Here is a 16586-nt window from a genome sequence, read left to right as displayed (position 1 = left end):
AGCATGCGGGAAATCGTCCGGTACCCCCAGCGGACTGGAACGGAAGGCCCTTCTCGCGTGAACACACCCCGACCACCCGACTCCCGGGACCGCCCCGCGCGCCTGACCGTGGGCGTCGTCGGCGCGGGCCGGGTGGGACCCGCGCTCGCCGCCTCGCTCCAGCTCGCGGGCCACCGCCCCGTCGCGGTCTCCGCGGTCTCCGACGCGTCCCTGCGCCGCGCCGCCGAGCTGCTGCCCGACGTCCCCGTGGTACGCCCGGCCGAGGTGCTGCGGCTCGCCGACCTCGTCCTGCTCACGGTGCCCGACGACGCCCTCCCCGGGCTCGTCGAAGGGCTGGTGGAAACCGGCGCCGTCCGCTCCGGCCAGCTCCTCGTCCACACCTCGGGGCGGTACGGGACGCGGGTACTCGACCCCGCGCTCAGGGCGGGCGCGCTGCCGCTCGCGCTGCACCCCGTGATGACGTTCACCGGCACCTCCGTGGACGTCCAGCGGCTCGCGGGCTGCTCCTTCGGCGTCACCGCGCCCGACGAGCTGCGGCTCGCCGCACAGGCCCTGGTGATCGAGATGGGCGGGGAGCCCGAGTGGATCGAGGAGGCGGCCCGCCCGCTCTACCACGCGGCACTCGCCCTCGGCGCCAACCACCTGGTGACCCTGGTCGCCGAGTCCATGGAGGTGCTGCGCACCGCGGGCGTCACCGCCCCCGACCGGATGCTGGGCCCGCTGCTCGGCGCCGCCCTCGACAACGCACTGCGCTCGGGCGACGCCGCCCTCACCGGCCCCGTCGCCCGCGGTGACGCCGGCACCGTCGCCGCGCACGTCACCGAGCTGCGGCGCCGCGCGCCCGCGACCGTCCCCGGCTACCTCGCCATGGCGCGCGCCACCGCGGACCGCGCCCTCGCGCACGGGCTGCTCAAGCCCGAGCTGGCCGAGGACCTGCTCGGGGTACTGGCACACAGCGGCGCGGCCCCCGCGGGGCCCGCCGACGACGACACCGACGGGGACGAGCGATGACGACCCTGCTGCACACCGCCGAGGGGCTGCGCGCCCGCGCCCGCGAGGGCCGCCGCGCCGTGGCCATGACCATGGGCGCCCTCCACGAGGGCCACGCGGCCCTGGTGCGCGCCGCACGCGCCGCCGTCGGGCCGCGCGGCGAGGTCGTCGTCACCGTCTTCGTCAATCCGCTCCAGTTCGGCGCGGGCGAGGACCTGGACCGCTACCCGCGCACCCTCGACGCCGATCTGGAGATCGCCGCGGCGGCCGGGGCCGACGTCGTGTTCGCGCCCGGCGTCGAGGAGGTCTACCCGGGCGGCGCCCCCGAGGTCAGGATCGCGGCGGGCGCCATGGGCGAGCGCTTCGAGGGCGCCGCGCGCCCCGGCCACTTCGACGGGATGCTGACCGTCGTCGCGAAGCTGCTCCATCTGACCGCCCCCGACGTCGCCTTCTTCGGCCAGAAGGACGCCCAGCAGCTCGCCCTGGTCCGCCGCATGGCGCGCGATCTCAACTTCCCGGTGGAGATCGCCGCCGTCCCCACCGTCCGCGAGCCGGACGGCCTCGCCCTCTCCAGCCGTAACCGCTACTTGTCGCCGCCCGAGCGCACCACCGCCCTCGCGCTCTCACGCGCCCTGTTCGCGGGCCGCGACCGGCTCGCCGCGCAGCAGGCGCTGGCCAACCGCGCCCTTGCCGCGCCCGTGGCGCCGGGCCGCGCGCGTGCCCTCGCCGCGACCGGCGAGGCGCGCGCCGCGGCCGACGCGCACGCGGTCGCCGAGTCGGCCCCCGGCCGCCCCGCGGCCGTCCGCGCCGCCGCTCACCACGTCCTCGACCCGGCCGCGTCGCTCGACCCGCCGCTCGTCCTCGACTACCTCGCGCTCATCGACCCGGCCGACTTCACCGAGGCCGCCGACGACCACACGGGCCGTGCCGTCCTCGCGGTCGCCGCCAGGGTCGGCACCACCCGGCTCATCGACAACGTCCCGCTCGACTTCGGCCCCGCGGGGGACATCGAAGGAGACGACGCATGACCCACGACACCACGCCCACGCCCCCGGCCGGGGGCACCGCCACCGGCCTGCGGCTGCCCGCCCCGGCGCCCGGCTGGGCCGAGGAAGCCGACGTCGTGATCGTCGGCTCAGGGGTGGCGGGCCTCACCGCCGCGCTGCGCTGCTCGGCCGCCGGGCTGCGCACCGTCGTCGTCACCAAGGCCCGCCTCGACGACGGCTCCACGCGCTGGGCGCAGGGCGGCATCGCCGCCGCGCTCGGCGAGGGCGACACCCCCGAGCAGCACCTCGACGACACCCTGGTGGCGGGCGCCGGGCTCTGCGACGAGGCGGCGGTGCGCACCCTCGTCACCGAAGGCCCGGGCGCCGTCCACCGGCTCATCGCGGCGGGCGCGCGCTTCGACCCCCCGCCGGCCGGCGGCGGCATCGCCCTCACCCGCGAGGGCGGCCACCACCGCAGCCGGATAGTGCACGCGGGCGGCGACGCCACCGGCGCCGAGGTCTCACGCGCCCTGGTCGGAGCGGTGCGCGCCGAGGGCATCAGGACCGTGGAGAACGCACTCGTACTCGACCTGCTCACCGACGCGCGGGGACACACCGCGGGCGTCACCCTGCACGTGATGGGCGAGGGTCAGCACGACGGCGTGGGCTCCGTGCGCGCCCCCGCCGTGGTGCTCGCCACCGGCGGCATGGGCCAGGTCTTCTCCGCGACCACCAACCCCCCCGTGTCGACGGGCGACGGGGTCGCGCTCGCGCTGCGCGCCGGGGCCGAGGTCAGCGACCTGGAGTTCGTGCAGTTCCACCCCACCGTCCTGTTCCTCGGCGCCGGAGCGGAGGGCCAGCAGCCGCTGGTGTCCGAGGCCGTGCGCGGCGAGGGCGCCCACCTCGTCGACGCGGACGGCGTCCGCTTCATGGCGGGGCAGCACGAACTGGCCGAGCTTGCGCCCCGCGACATCGTCGCCAAGGCCATCGTGCGCCGCATGATCGAGCAGGGCGCCGAGCACATGTACCTGGACGCGCGGCACTTCGGCGCGGAGATGTGGGAGCGCCGCTTCCCGACCATCCTCGCCGCCTGCCGCGCCCACGGCATCGACCCGGTCACCGAGCCCGTCCCGATCGCCCCCGCCGCGCACTACGCCTCCGGCGGGGTACGCACCGACCGGCGCGGGCGCACCACCGTGCCCGGCCTGTACGCGTGCGGCGAGGTCGCCTGCACCGGGGTGCACGGCGCCAACAGGCTCGCGTCCAACTCGCTGCTCGAAGGGCTCGTCTACGCGGAGCGCATCGCCGAGGACCTCGCGGCCCTGCGCGACCGCGACGCGCTGCACGCGCGCGTGCCCGTCGAACCGCCCGCCGACGGCCCCGCGCTGCCGCTGCTCGCGCCCGAGACCAGGTTCGCCGTCCAGCGCGTGATGACCGAGGGCGCGGGGGTGCTGCGCTCGGCCGCCTCCCTTGCCGCGGCCGCCGACCGGCTCGCCCGCCTCCACGACGACGCGCGCGCGGCCCTCGCCGAGCACGGCAAGAGCGCGGAGCCAGGGGTCGACACCTGGGAGGCGACCAATCTGCTCTGTGTCGCCAGGGTCCTGGTCGCCGCCGCCGAGCGGCGCGCCGAGACCCGCGGCTGCCACTGGCGCGAGGACCACCCCGACCGCGACGACACCGCCTGGCGCCGCCACATCGTCGTCACCCTCAACCCCGACCGCTCGCTCACCCCCCGCACCACCGCATCCCCGGCCTTCCCGCCGACCAGCGACCCGCTCGCCGACGCCCCCACGGGCCCCGACCGCCCCTCCCGCATCCAGGAGCCATGACCGTGACTACCCCCGACCTTCCCCTCGCCTCCTCCGGCGGCTGCGGCGACGGCTGCGCCTGCCACGGCGGCGAGGGCCACGACGACCCCATGGAGTGCGGCCTCGACCCGGCGCTCGCCCAGCTCCTCGCCGAGCAGGGGCTCGACCCGCTGCTCGTCGAGGACGTGGCGAACCTGGCCGTCGCCGAGGACCTGGACAACGGCGTCGACGTCACCACCGAGGCGACCATCCCCGAGGACGCCGTCGCCACCGCGGACTTCGTCGCGCGCGAGGCGGGCGTGGTCGCGGGCCTCAGGGTGGCCGAGGCGGTGCTCTCCGTGGTGTGCACGGACGAGTTCGAGGTCGAGCGGCTCGCCGAGGACGGCGACCGGGTGGCGGCGGGCCGGCGGCTGCTGAGCGTCACCGCCCGCACCCGCGACCTGCTCACCGCCGAGCGCAGCGCGCTCAACCTGCTCTCCCGCCTCTCCGGCGTCGCCACCGCCACCCGCGCGTGGGCGGACGTCCTCGACGGCACGGCGGCCCGCGTCCGCGACACCCGCAAGACCACCCCGGGCCTGCGCGCCCTGGAGAAGTTCGCGGTCCGCATGGGCGGCGGGGTCAACCACCGGATGTCCCTGTCGGACGCCGCCCTCGTCAAGGACAACCACGTGGTGGCCGCGGGCGGCGTCGCCGAGGCGTTCAAGGCCGTGCGCGAGCGCTTCCCCGAGGTCCCGATCGAGGTCGAGGTCGACACCCTGCACCAGCTCCGCGAGGTGCTCGACGCGGGCGCCGACCTGATCCTGCTGGACAACTTCACCCCCGAGGAGACCTCGGAGGCCGTCGGCATCGTCGCGGGCCGCGCCACCCTGGAGTCCTCCGGCAGGCTCGCCCTGGAGAACGCGCGCGCGTACGCCGAGACCGGCGTCGACTACCTCTCGGTGGGCGCTCTCACCCACTCGTCCCGCATCCTCGACATCGGGCTCGACCTGCGGGAAACCGAGGGGGCCCCCGAGGCCGGAGCGGAGTAGGCGCCATGCTGCTGACGATCGATGTGGGCAACACCCACACCGTGCTCGGCCTGTTCGACGGCGAGGAGATCGTCGAGCACTGGCGGATCTCCACCGACCCGCGGCGCACCGCCGACGAGCTTGCGGTGCTCCTCCAGGGCCTCATGGGCATGCACCCGCTGCTCGGCGAGGAGCTGGGCGACGGCATCGACGGCATCACCGTCTGCTCCACGGTCCCCTCCGTCCTCCACGAGCTGCGCGAGGTCACCCGCCGCTACTACGGCGACGTGCCCGCGGTGCTCGTCGAGCCGGGCATCAAGACCGGGGTGCCGATCCTGGTGGACAACCCCAAGGAGGTCGGCGCCGACCGCATCATCAACGCGGTCGCCGCCGTCGAGCTGTACGGCGGCCCCGCCATCGTCGTCGACTTCGGCACCGCCACCACCTTCGACGCCGTCTCCGCGCGCGGCGAGTACACCGGCGGCGCGATCGCCCCCGGCATCGAGATCTCCGTGGACGCGCTCGGGGTGCGCGGCGCCCAGCTCCGCAAGATCGAGCTGGCCAGGCCGCGCAGCGTGATCGGCAAGAACACCGTGGAGGCCATGCAGGCGGGCATCCTGTACGGCTTCGCGGGCCAGGTCGACGGCGTGGTCAACCGCATGGCGAGGGAGCTGGCCGACGACCCCGACGACGTCACCGTCATCGCCACCGGGGGCCTCGCCCCCATGGTCCTCGGCGAGTCCACCGTGATCGACGAGCACGAGCCCTGGCTGACCCTCATCGGCCTGCGCCTGGTGCACGCGCGCAACGTGTCCCGGCTGTGAGCCGGCCGCGACCGCGGCCGGTCGTGCCGGTCGTGCCGTCGATGCCGGTCGTGCTCACGCCACGCCGTCCGCGCGGGGCGGCGGCGGGGCGCGGGCGGGTCCCCCGGGTGTCCGTGTGGCCGCCCCGCCCGCCCGGCGTGGCCGAAGACTTTTTGTCCGATTAGCCCCTATCGTCGCTTCATGCCCACGCCATACGGAACCCGAGGCGGCATGGCGTTCGGCGCGGGGGAGCTGCGTGTGCTCCGCCGTGCCCTCGCCCTTGCCCTGCACCCAAGCTCCGCTTCAGCGCAGGACGTCCAGGAGTGTCACCACCTCGCGGAGCGTGTCGACGAGGCGGTGCGCGAGGGCGCGCGGCAGCGGGAGTTCCTCCTGGCCGACCTGGCGCGCTACCGGGCCGCGCTGCCCGGCACCGTCACCGGCTACCTCACGCTGCTGCGCGAGGCCCTGGACGCGGGCCACCGCCCGGGTCCGGGCGACCTCGCCGCCCTGCGCGCGCTGCGCGGCAACCCCGCCGCGAGCGCCCTCCTCGACCGCTGCCGGGCCGGCCTCGTCGCGCTGCCCCGCGTCCCGGGCGCCGCCGCGGTGCCGTCCCCCGCGCGGCCCGCGGAGGAGCGCCGCCGTGTGCTCACCGCGCTGCCCGGCGGGCGCGCCGCGGGCCCGGGGGAGCGGGAGCCCGAGGAGCCCGACGAGCCCGACGAGGGCGAGCCGGAGCAGCCGGGCCGCGAGCCCTCGGCGCCCGGCGAGCGCCCCGCCCCGAACCGCCCGGTCCCGACCCCCGCCGAGGTCTTCCCCCCGAAGCGCAGGCCAGCGCCCCCGTCGAACCCGCCGGGGCAGCGGGTGGCGGTCTGAGGAGCCGCGCGCCCCGCCAGGACCCGGGCCCGGGCGGGGCCGTCAGAGGGCGCTGGCTACCCTGAAGCCATGGACTACGTCTCCGCGCTCGTGCCCCCGGTCGTGATGGCGGCCCTGTTCGTCGGCCTCATCGTGACCATCGTCAAGTCGCAGGGCGGCCCCAACAAGGCCAAGGAGGACGCGGCCGTGGACGCCGCCATCGCCAGGGCCGAGCGCGCCCGCCAGGCCACCGGCGAACCCCGCTCCTGACCCGCGCCACCCGGTCGGCGCGCCCCGCCCCGGCCCCACGGACGGTGCCCTGGCGCCTCCCGGCACCGTAAAGATTCGGCCACGCGGCACGACGCCGCGCGATCCCCCGCGCCCCCGTCGCCCGGAGGACAGGCGATCCCTTTCGGGCCGAATCGATCGAGATATGACTCTTCGTCGAGAAGGCCATGTTCATCATGCTATGGACGGCTTTCGCGATTATGGTGCTCGTGTGCCTCGTCCCTTGGGAGAACTCGAAGACGCGGTCATGACGCGGATCTGGAAGTGGAACCGCCCCGTGACCGTCCGGGAAGTCCTGGAAGACCTCCAGCAGGAGCGGTCCATCGCCTACACCACCGTGATGACCGTGATGGACAACCTCCATCAGAAGGGCTGGGTCCGCCGCCAGGCGGAGGGCCGCGCCTATCGATATCAGGCGGTCTCCACCCGGGCCGCGTACTCCGCCGCGCTGATGAACGAGGCGTGGGCGCGCAGCGACAACCCCGCTGCTGCGCTCGTCGCCTTCTTCGGCATGATGTCGCCGGTGCAGCGCGAGGCGCTGCGCGACGCCGTCCGCATGGTCCAGGACCCGGAGAACCCGTCGCCCCCCGAGAACGGCGGGAATCCCGTCGGCGCCGAGAACGGTCACAACACCCCGGCCACCGCCAACGCCGACCGCGCCGACAACACCGACGGGGCCGACAGCGTGCACGGCGCCGACACCGCTGACATTGCTGACAAGGCTGACAACGCTGACACGGCCGACGGCGCGGGCAACACGGAACACCCCGGCGCGTCCGAAGCCTCCGAACACCGCGAAGCCCCCGAACACCGCGAAGCCTCCGGACGCACCGAAGCCGTGAAGAGAACGCGGCCTTCCGGTAACGGCCGCTCGGACAACCCCGCCGCAGGCGGTCGCCCCGGCGGGCGATAGCGTCCGAGCATGCCTTCAGAGCCCGGGCCCACCACATATGCCGTAACGGTACGGCGCGCCAGGACGAGCGATGTGCCCGAGCTGCGCACCCTGCTTGACGCCTACGTCGACAAGGCCATCCTGCTCGACAAAGCGACGGTGACCCTTTACGAGGACATCCAGGAGTTCTGGGTGGCCGAGCGCGACGACAACGCGCAGGTCGTCGGGTGCGGCGCGCTGCACGTGATGTGGGAAGACCTCGCCGAGGTACGCACCCTCGCGGTGAACCCCGTGGTCAGGGGCTCGGGCGTGGGTCACCAACTCCTCCAGAAGCTGCTCGGTACCGCCCGCTGGATCGGTGTTCGGCGCGTATTCTGCCTCACCTTCGAAGTCGACTTCTTCGCCAAGCACGGCTTCGTCGAGATCGGGGAGACGCCGGTCGACACGGATGTCTTCAGTGAGCTGCTGCGTTCCTATGACGAGGGCGTTGCCGAGTTCCTGGGTCTCGAACGAGTGAAACCGAACACCTTGGGCAACAGCCGGATGCTTCTGCATCTGTGATCGCCGACGGTATTCCCCCCGTCACTCGACCCGAGTGCCCCTATGTCCGAAACGCGCATGTTTCCTGGGTTCTTGGGGGCATCGGTCTCTCCCGGGGGTTTGTGTTTTCCAGTGAAAAGCGGTTTGCTTTCCGCGTACTCCAAGTACTCCGTGTAGTGCGTGTACTCCAGGGCTGCATATAACAAGGGGAGGGCGAAACGGCGGCGGGTGCCGCGTACGCTCCGACCCGGACGTTATCGATGAAAGGAATTACGGTGGCACAGAAGGTTCAGGTCCTTCTTGTCGATGACCTCGACGGCGGCGAGGCGGACGAGACCGTCACGTTCGCGCTGGACGGCAAGACGTACGAGATCGACCTCACCACCTCGAATGCCGACAAGCTCCGCGGTCTCCTTGAGCCCTATGTCAAGGGCGGTCGGCGCACCGGTGGCCGTGCCACCGGCGGTCGCGGCCGGACGCGTGCGGCGTCTTCGGGCGGTGGCCAGGACACGGCGCAGATCCGCGCCTGGGCCAAGGAGAACGGCTACGAGGTCAACGACCGCGGGCGGGTCCCCGCCAACATCCGCCAGGCGTACGAGGACGCCCACCGCTGAGGTGAGCGGTACCCGCCGTATCCCGTCCGACGTCCGCACCCGCCGGGCCACCGCGGCCCGGCGCGCGACGGCCCGCGGCACCACGGCCGCCGAGCGGCACCGCCGGCCGCGGTGACGGGCCGCGCGGCCCCGCGCGTGTGCGCCCCGGCCCCCTGCCGCCCGGCGGGGACGGGCCGGGACGAGGGCGGCGCGACCGCCCGCGCACGGCGCGGGTGGCGCAAACGGCGCGCACGACGAGCGCCGCGAGCATGACGAGCGCGGCGAAGGCGGCGAGCACGACAGGAACGACGCCCTCCCGCCGGGATTCGGTACGAAGGCCCCATACGCCGCACACCGTACGGCCGCCCTGCGCGCGTGCCGTACGCCGTCTCCCCACACCCCGTCCGCCACGACGGCGGCGACCGCCCCGAGGGGCGGGCCGCCGCGGCGGGCGCACCCCCGCGCTCCCGCCCAACCGGAGCCGCCCCACCGCCCCCGCGCCCCGGCCCCTGGACGCCCCGGGGACCGGGCCCCGTACCCGGGCAACGGCGTCCCGCGCGGCCCCGCGCACGCTGCTACGAGGCGCCGCTCCACGGCCCCGCGGCGCTCCACGCGCCCGCCGCGCGCCGCGCCCGCCACGGCCCCCGCGGCGTCCGCCCCGCGCACCCCCGTCGATCATCACCACCCGTAACCGGAATAGCGCGTACGGTGCACCCGGCGCTAATGCGCGTCCAATTCCATCGCGCAAGGCTGTTCGCCCGTAGCGGAGCCACCCGGTGTGCATGGCATGGAGAGTCCGTGACTGCGGGTAAGACATTCCTAGTGGGGAGGGGCGACACGCAGGACGGGACCGGCTCCCGTTCGCCATCGGCGTACCGGTACGACGGCGAACACCCTGGCCTGCGGGAACATCGTCTCGCACCATCGGGTTGGAGCAATTGTCGGCGGTCGCGCCGGTGTTTCCCCGCGCGCGGCGGGGAGTGATCCGGACGATCCCGGCAGTTGGAATGAGCGGTCCCCGCTTGCGGGACTAAGCTGCGGAAGGACAGGGAGGGGAGCGTCCCCTAACTGCCTGACCGCTCTGAGGAGCGATTAACGATGTTCGAGAGGTTCACCGACCGTGCGCGGCGGGTTGTCGTCCTGGCTCAGGAAGAAGCCCGGATGCTCAACCACAACTACATCGGCACCGAGCACATCCTCCTGGGCCTGATCCACGAGGGTGAGGGTGTCGCCGCTAAGGCCCTGGAGAGCCTCGGGATTTCGCTTGAGGCTGTCCGCCAGCAGGTGGAGGAGATCATCGGCCAGGGCCAGCAGGCCCCGTCGGGCCACATCCCCTTCACCCCCCGAGCCAAGAAGGTCCTGGAGCTGTCGCTCCGCGAGGCCCTTCAGCTGGGGCACAACTACATCGGCACCGAGCACATCCTGCTCGGCCTGATCCGGGAGGGCGAGGGCGTCGCCGCCCAGGTCCTGGTGAAGCTGGGCGCCGACCTGAACCGCGTGCGGCAGCAGGTCATCCAGTTGCTCTCCGGCTACCAGGGCAAGGAGACCGCCACCGCGGGCGGCCCCGCCGAGGGCACCCCCTCGACGTCCCTGGTCCTCGACCAGTTCGGCCGGAATCTCACCCAGGCGGCCCGCGAGTCCAAGCTCGACCCGGTCATCGGGCGCGAGAAGGAGATCGAGCGGGTCATGCAGGTGCTCTCCCGGCGCACCAAGAACAACCCCGTGCTCATCGGTGAGCCCGGCGTCGGCAAGACCGCCGTCGTCGAGGGCCTGGCGCAGGCCATCGTCAAGGGCGAGGTGCCCGAGACCCTCAAGGACAAGCACCTCTACACCCTCGACCTCGGCGCCCTGGTCGCCGGCTCCCGCTACCGCGGTGACTTCGAGGAGCGCCTGAAGAAGGTGCTCAAGGAGATCCGCACCCGCGGCGACATCATCCTGTTCATCGACGAGCTGCACACCCTGGTCGGCGCGGGCGCCGCCGAGGGCGCCATCGACGCGGCCTCGATCCTCAAGCCCATGCTGGCCCGCGGCGAGCTGCAGACCATCGGCGCCACCACGCTCGACGAGTACCGCAAGCACCTGGAGAAGGACGCGGCCCTTGAGCGCCGCTTCCAGCCCATCCAGGTCGCCGAGCCGTCGCTGCCGCACACCATCGAGATCCTCAAGGGCCTGCGCGACCGCTACGAGGCCCACCACCGGGTGTCCATCACCGACGAGGCCCTCGTCCAGGCCGCCACCCTGGCCGACCGGTACATCTCGGACCGCTTCCTGCCGGACAAGGCGATCGACCTGATCGACGAGGCCGGGTCGCGGATGCGCATCCGCCGCATGACCGCGCCGCCGGACCTGCGCGAGTTCGACGAGAAGATCGCGGCCGTCCGCCGGGACAAGGAGTCCGCGATCGACTCGCAGGACTTCGAGAAGGCGGCCTCGCTGCGCGACAAGGAGAAGCAGCTCCTCTCCGCGAAGACCAAGCGGGAGAAGGAGTGGAAGGCCGGCGACATGGACGTCGTCGCCGAGGTCGACGGCGAGCTGATCGCCGAGGTCCTGGCCACGGCGACCGGCATCCCGGTCTTCAAGCTGACCGAGGAGGAGTCCTCCAGGCTGCTGCGCATGGAGGACGAGCTGCACAAGCGCGTCATCGGCCAGAAGGACGCCATCAAGGCGCTCTCCCAGGCCATCAGGCGCACCCGTGCGGGCCTCAAGGACCCCAAGCGCCCCGGCGGCTCGTTCATCTTCGCCGGCCCGTCGGGCGTCGGTAAGACCGAGCTGTCCAAGACGCTCGCCGAGTTCCTCTTCGGCGACGAGGACGCCCTGATCTCCCTCGACATGTCGGAGTTCAGCGAGAAGCACACCGTCTCCCGGCTCTTCGGCTCCCCGCCCGGATACGTGGGCTACGAGGAGGGCGGCCAGCTCACCGAGAAGGTGCGCCGCAAGCCGTTCTCCGTCGTCCTCTTCGACGAGGTCGAGAAGGCCCACCCGGACATCTTCAACTCGCTGCTGCAGATCCTGGAGGACGGCCGCCTGACCGACTCCCAGGGCCGGGTCGTCGACTTCAAGAACACGGTCATCATCATGACGACCAACCTCGGCACCCGGGACATCTCCAAGGGCTTCAACCTCGGCTTCGCGGCCGCGGGCGACGTCAAGACCGGCTACGAGCGCATGAAGGCCAAGGTCAACGACGAGCTGAAGCAGCACTTCCGCCCCGAGTTCCTGAACCGCGTCGACGACACGGTCGTCTTCCACCAGCTCACCGAGGAAGACATCATCCAGATCGTCGACCTGATGATCGCCAAGGTCGACGAGCGGCTCAAGGACCGCGACATGGGCATCGAGCTGAGCGGCAGCGCCAAGTCGCTCCTCGCCAAGAAGGGCTACGACCCCGTGCTGGGCGCCCGGCCGCTGCGCCGGACCATCCAGCGCGAGATCGAGGACCTGCTCTCCGAGAAGATTCTCTTCGGCGAGCTGCGCCCCGGTCACATCGTGGTCGTCGACACGGAGGGCGAGGGCGAGAACAAGACCTTCACCTTCCGCGGCGAGGAGAAGAGCACGCTGCCCGACGCCCCGCCCATCGAGCAGGCCGCGGGCGGCGCGGGCCCGAACCTGAGCAAGGAAGCGTAAGGCGCGTCGAGCACCGCCTGAGGGACCGCCGGAGGCATTCCGCCTCCGGCGGTCCCTTTCTGCCTGTCCCTGCCCGTTCGGGTTTGCCCGCCCCGGCGCTTCCCATCCCGCGCGGGTAACTCCCCGACGGCGCGGACGGCAATCCGGGACCGAATAACGGGCGTGCCCGGAACTGCCCGAACCGGCAAGGCGGGTAACGCCGGTAAGCGCGGTGAAACCGGCAGAGCGGTCTCTTTTCCTGCCGAGCGGCCAAGGCCGGTGAGCGGTCGTGGCACGGCATGCGGCGCGCCGTGGATGTGGTCCACGACACCCCCTCCCGGCACCCGAGTTGAGGTAGCGCAGGTCACATTCGGCGTGCCTCGAAAGGGGGTTGGCGGTGATGTGCCACACAGGCTTTTCTGCCCGTACTAGCCGGAATAGTGGCGGCGCGGCCCGGCAGTCCGCCGGGTGCGCGGACGGCGCATGCGATCGCCCGGGTCAGGCGGCTCCCCGGTCCTTCTTCGGTGGTCGCGCGGGGTCCCGAGGGCTGGGGTGATGTGGGCAAATGCGGCTTTTGATGGGAAATCTTTGAATTTGATACGAGCTGTCCGCCGGGGCGTGCGGGGAGCGGGAGGCGGCGGCGCGTACGGCTCCGGCTAGTAGGAGGGGTGTTTGGGGCCGGGGCGGGGTCCGGGTTACCAAGGTCTGGCCAGCCCGGCTTGTACGGCCATGTACGCCGGGTCCCCTTATGTCCGGAGGTACTCCGCATGTCGAAGCGCGCCAGGTTCCACGCTCCCGCCGCCTCTCTGCTCCGTGCCCGGGCGGCCGTCATCGCCGTGGGTATCGCGGGTTCTGCGGCGCTCGGCGTCGGTGCCGCGGCCGCTGCCGACACCGGCTCGGCCGCCACGCCCGACCACGTCGCCGCGGCCCCCGCCGCGTCCCACCACACGCAGTCCACGGACTTCGACGGCCAGCTCGCCGCGAAGGCCAAGAAGACCGACGGCTGGGTCAAGCCCGTCGACCACTACAAGCTGTCGGCCGCCTTCGACCAGGCCGGGAGCCGCTGGGCCCACAAGCACTCCGGCCAGGACTTCGCCATCCCGGTCGGCACCTCGGTGAAGGCCGCGCACGACGGCGTCGTCGTCAAGGCCGGGGGCAACGGGGCCGGGGACGGGCCCGCGTACGGGAACGCCGTCGTGATCAAGCACAGCAACGGCCTGTACTCGCAGTACGCGCACCTGTCCCGGGTCGACGTCCACGTCGGGCAGAGCGTCAAGGCCGGTGAGCACATAGCCAAGTCCGGCAACACCGGCAACACCACAGGACCGCATCTGCACTTCGAGATCCGCACCACGCCGGACTACGGCTCCGCGGTGAACCCGGTCACGTTCCTGAGCGAGCACGGCCTGAAGCTCTGACGGGCCGGGGCTCCGCCCCGCCCGCCCGGCGGCGGGTGCCCACGCGAACCGCCCCCCGCGGCCGGGAATCGAGTCCCGTGCCGCGGGGGGCGGTTGCGCGTTCACCGGGCCGCCGGTGCCGCCTCCGACTTCCGGGCGCGCCCCGCGGCCTTCGGCTTCGACGGTCCCGTCGGCTCCGCCGCGGCCGGCGGCGGGATCTCGGCGCCGTGCGCCTGCGCCACGAGCCCGAGGGCGACTTCGAGCGCCGCCTCGCGCTTGGCCTCGGGGTCGCCCTCGGTCTCCTGGAGCGCGAAGGCGCCCGCGTGCATGCTGAAGATGGCGGTGACGCACCTCACCTGGTCGGCAAGCTCCGCGTCGGGCTCCTTCATCAGCCCGTACAGCTCCAGCATCCGCTCCTTGAACATCTCCCCGATGCGCAGCTCGCGCACGGTCGCCTGGTTGTCCTGCATGAAGCGGAACAGCGGCTCGGAGTACGGCATCATCCGGCTGTAGCGGCGCAGCACCTCCACCTTGGTCTCCAGGGTGTGCGGCTGCTGCTTGCCCCACTCGATCATCTCGTTTATCGGCCTCGCCATGTCCTCGAAGATGCTGATGAGGATGGCTTCCTTGGTCTTGAAGTGGTAGTAGAGCGCGGCCTTGGTCACGTCGAGACGCTCGGCGATCTCCCGCAGGGACGTCTTCTCGTACCCCTGCTCCAGGAAGAGTTCCAGCGCTACGTCCTGGATGCGCTGGCGGGTGTCTCCCCGGCGCTGATTCCTCCCGTGGTCCATGGCGTGACTCCTCGCACTCTCCACAAACTTACTTGACGCCCGGCTAGTAGCCCGGCTATGTTTCCAGTGTACCCAACTAGCCGGGCGGCAAGTAAGTCTCTGTGGCTCTGTCCTCGCCCACCCGGTCTTTCTCAGTCTGCCCGAGGGGGAGTGGAGCCGATGTCCGAAGTGAAGGAAAAGGCGGCCGGGGCGCCGGAGGAGGGCGGCCGGCAGCGGAGCGTGCGCGTGGTCCTCATGGCGCTGATGATCGCCATGCTCCTCGCGATGCTCGACAACATGATCGTGAACACCGCGATGCCCACCATCGTCGGTGAGCTCGGCGGCCTGGAACACCTCTCCTGGGTCGTCACCGCCTACACCCTGGCGACCGCCGCCTCCACCCCCATCTGGGGAAAGCTCGGCGACATGTACGGCCGCAAGGGAAGCTTCCTCACCTCCATAGTGATCTTCCTGCTCGGCTCGGGGCTCAGCGGCATGGCCCAGGACATGGGCCAGCTCATCGGCTTCCGCGCCCTCCAGGGCCTCGGCGCGGGCGGTCTGATGGTCGGCGTGATGGCCATCATCGGCGACCTGGTGCCGCCCCGGGAGCGGGGCAAGTACCAGGGAATGATGTCCGGCGTCATGGCGCTCGCCATGATCGGCGGCCCGCTCGTCGGCGGCACTATCACCGACAACCTCGGCTGGCGCTGGGCCTTCTATATCAACCTGCCCCTCGGCGTCATCGCCCTGATCGCCATCACCACCGTGCTGCACCTGCCCAAGAAGCGGGCCGAGGGCCGCATCGACTACCTCGGCGCCGGGCTGCTCACCGTGAGCATCACCTCGCTCGTGCTGGTCACCACCTGGGGCGGCTCGCAGTACGCCTGGGACTCCGCCGTGATCATGGAGCTGATCGGGCTCGGGGTCGCCGCCCTCGTGGGCTTCCTCTTCGTCGAGAAGAAGGCCGCAGAGCCGGTGGTGCCGCTGCACATCTTCCGCAGCCGCAACTTCTCCCTGATGTCCGGCATCGGCTTCGTCACCGGCTTCGTGATGTTCGGCGCCACCCTGTTCCTGCCGCTGTTCCAGCAGACCGTGCAGGGCGCCTCGGCCACCAACTCGGGGCTGCTGCTGCTCCCGATGCTGCTGGCGATGATGTGCGTCTCGCTGATCGCGGGCCGGGTCACCACCAGCACCGGCCGCTACAAGGTGTTCCCCATCGTCGGCGGGGTCCTCGTCGTCACCGGGCTCTTCCTGCTGTCCCAGATGGGCACCGACACCAGCCGCCTCACCTCCGGGTTCTATATGGCGGTCCTGGGCGCGGGGATGGGCTGCCTGATGCAGATCACCATGCTGGTCGCGCAGAACAGCGTGGAGATGAAGGACATGGGCGTGGCCTCGTCCTCCACCACCCTCTTCCGTACGCTCGGCTCCTCGTTCGGCGTGGCGGTCATGGGCGCGCTCTTCAACCACCGTGTCCAGGACGAGATGGGCAGGCGCGCCGGGGCCGCGGGCAAGGGCCTCACCGACCAGTCCGCCCAGCTCGACCCGACGGGCCTGGCCAAGCTCCCGGCCGCGCTGCGTGACGCCTATGAGCACGCGGTCGCCGCGGGCACCCACTCCGCGTTCCTGCTGGGCGCCGTCATCGGGGTCGCGGTGCTGGTCGCCGCCTTCTTCGTGAAGGAGACCCCGCTGCGCGGCAGCGAGCCCCCGAAGCCGACCGAGAGCACGGATGGGGACTCCGTGCGAGACGACGCGGCGGTGGCAGAGGCCGTCTGACCCGTCTCCCCTCGGTCCGCGAAGACCCCCGCGCACGGCGCCTCCGTCGCCCGCGCGGGGGTCTCGCATGTCCGGCCTCGCATGTCAGGCCCCCGTTCCGGCCCCCGTACGGAGACGTACGGAGACGTACGGTTCGGGGCGCCCCCGGCGCCGTTGCCCACCGGTGTCCCGCCCGGTCCCGGAATGTGTGCTTCTAGGGGGTGTTGCGAAAGTCCCGTCTGCCGGGCGACGCCCGGCACGCACGCTCGCCGCGTTGTCGGGCACGCCCTCGTACGCCCAGTACG

14 protein-coding genes are annotated in these 16586 nt (G+C 72.3%); 13 read left to right on the top strand and 1 reads right to left on the bottom strand.

Going from position 1 to position 16586, the window contains the following annotated elements:
- The first annotated feature begins 3 nt into the window (after positions 1 to 3).
- The 12 genes from ACIBIW_RS35410 (at position 4) to ACIBIW_RS35355 (ending at position 13777) form a co-directional block, all read left to right on the top strand.
- Complete coding sequence (locus tag ACIBIW_RS35410) at positions 4 to 1011, top strand: Rossmann-like and DUF2520 domain-containing protein (protein ID WP_399342434.1); 1008 nt, start codon at positions 4 to 6, stop codon at positions 1009 to 1011.
- Entirely contained in the window at positions 1008 to 2018 is a 1011-nt protein-coding gene (panC, locus tag ACIBIW_RS35405) for a pantoate--beta-alanine ligase (RefSeq protein ID WP_399342432.1), read from the top strand. The genes ACIBIW_RS35410 and panC overlap by 4 nt, the downstream gene beginning before the upstream one ends.
- Entirely contained in the window at positions 2015 to 3805 is a 1791-nt protein-coding gene (locus tag ACIBIW_RS35400; protein ID WP_399342431.1) for an L-aspartate oxidase, read from the top strand. The genes panC and ACIBIW_RS35400 overlap by 4 nt, the downstream gene beginning before the upstream one ends.
- 2 nt (positions 3806 to 3807) lie before the next feature.
- On the top strand, positions 3808 to 4812 hold the full coding sequence (gene nadC, locus ACIBIW_RS35395; protein WP_399342510.1) for a carboxylating nicotinate-nucleotide diphosphorylase: 1005 nt from the start codon (positions 3808 to 3810) through the stop codon (positions 4810 to 4812).
- Between the two features lie 5 nt (positions 4813 to 4817).
- Positions 4818 to 5615: a type III pantothenate kinase gene (locus tag ACIBIW_RS35390; RefSeq protein WP_399342430.1), complete on the top strand. Its 798-nt coding sequence runs from the start codon at positions 4818 to 4820 to the stop codon at positions 5613 to 5615.
- 180 nt (positions 5616 to 5795) lie between these two features.
- Positions 5796 to 6464 (top strand): hypothetical protein, encoded by a 669-nt coding sequence (locus tag ACIBIW_RS35385; protein WP_399342428.1) that lies wholly within the window; start codon positions 5796 to 5798, stop codon positions 6462 to 6464.
- A gap of 69 nt (positions 6465 to 6533) precedes the next feature.
- A complete protein-coding gene (locus ACIBIW_RS35380) occupies positions 6534 to 6713 on the top strand; it encodes a hypothetical protein (protein ID WP_399342426.1) in 180 nt (59 codons plus the stop codon).
- 265 nt (positions 6714 to 6978) lie between these two features.
- Positions 6979 to 7644, top strand: coding sequence for a BlaI/MecI/CopY family transcriptional regulator (locus ACIBIW_RS35375; protein WP_399342509.1), 666 nt, complete (start codon positions 6979 to 6981; stop codon positions 7642 to 7644).
- Between the two features lie 9 nt (positions 7645 to 7653).
- Positions 7654 to 8184 (top strand): amino-acid N-acetyltransferase, encoded by a 531-nt coding sequence (locus ACIBIW_RS35370; RefSeq protein ID WP_399342424.1) that lies wholly within the window; start codon positions 7654 to 7656, stop codon positions 8182 to 8184.
- A 254-nt stretch (positions 8185 to 8438) separates the two neighbouring features.
- Complete coding sequence (locus tag ACIBIW_RS35365; RefSeq protein ID WP_399342422.1) at positions 8439 to 8777, top strand: Lsr2 family protein; 339 nt, start codon at positions 8439 to 8441, stop codon at positions 8775 to 8777.
- 1077 nt (positions 8778 to 9854) lie between these two features.
- Positions 9855 to 12380 carry an ATP-dependent Clp protease ATP-binding subunit gene (locus ACIBIW_RS35360; RefSeq protein ID WP_399342420.1) on the top strand — a complete coding sequence of 842 codons (2526 nt, stop codon included), beginning with the start codon at positions 9855 to 9857 and terminating at the stop codon, positions 12378 to 12380.
- Between the two features lie 746 nt (positions 12381 to 13126).
- Positions 13127 to 13777 (top strand): M23 family metallopeptidase, encoded by a 651-nt coding sequence (locus ACIBIW_RS35355; protein ID WP_399342418.1) that lies wholly within the window; start codon positions 13127 to 13129, stop codon positions 13775 to 13777.
- A gap of 101 nt (positions 13778 to 13878) precedes the next feature.
- Here ACIBIW_RS35355 and ACIBIW_RS35350 read toward each other — a convergent pair whose 3' ends face one another.
- A complete protein-coding gene (locus ACIBIW_RS35350) occupies positions 13879 to 14547 on the bottom strand; it encodes a TetR/AcrR family transcriptional regulator (protein WP_399342416.1) in 669 nt (222 codons plus the stop codon).
- 159 nt (positions 14548 to 14706) lie between these two features.
- Between ACIBIW_RS35350 and ACIBIW_RS35345 the strand changes: the two genes are divergently transcribed.
- Positions 14707 to 16302 (top strand): MDR family MFS transporter, encoded by a 1596-nt coding sequence (locus tag ACIBIW_RS35345; RefSeq protein ID WP_399342414.1) that lies wholly within the window; start codon positions 14707 to 14709, stop codon positions 16300 to 16302.
- Positions 16303 to 16586: the final 284 nt, after the last annotated feature.

It is taken from the genome of Streptomyces sp. NPDC050560, assembly GCF_044457285.1.
Taxonomy (GTDB): Bacteria; Actinomycetota; Actinomycetes; order Streptomycetales; family Streptomycetaceae; genus Streptomyces.
This window is presented reverse-complemented; position numbering and strand designations above follow the sequence as displayed.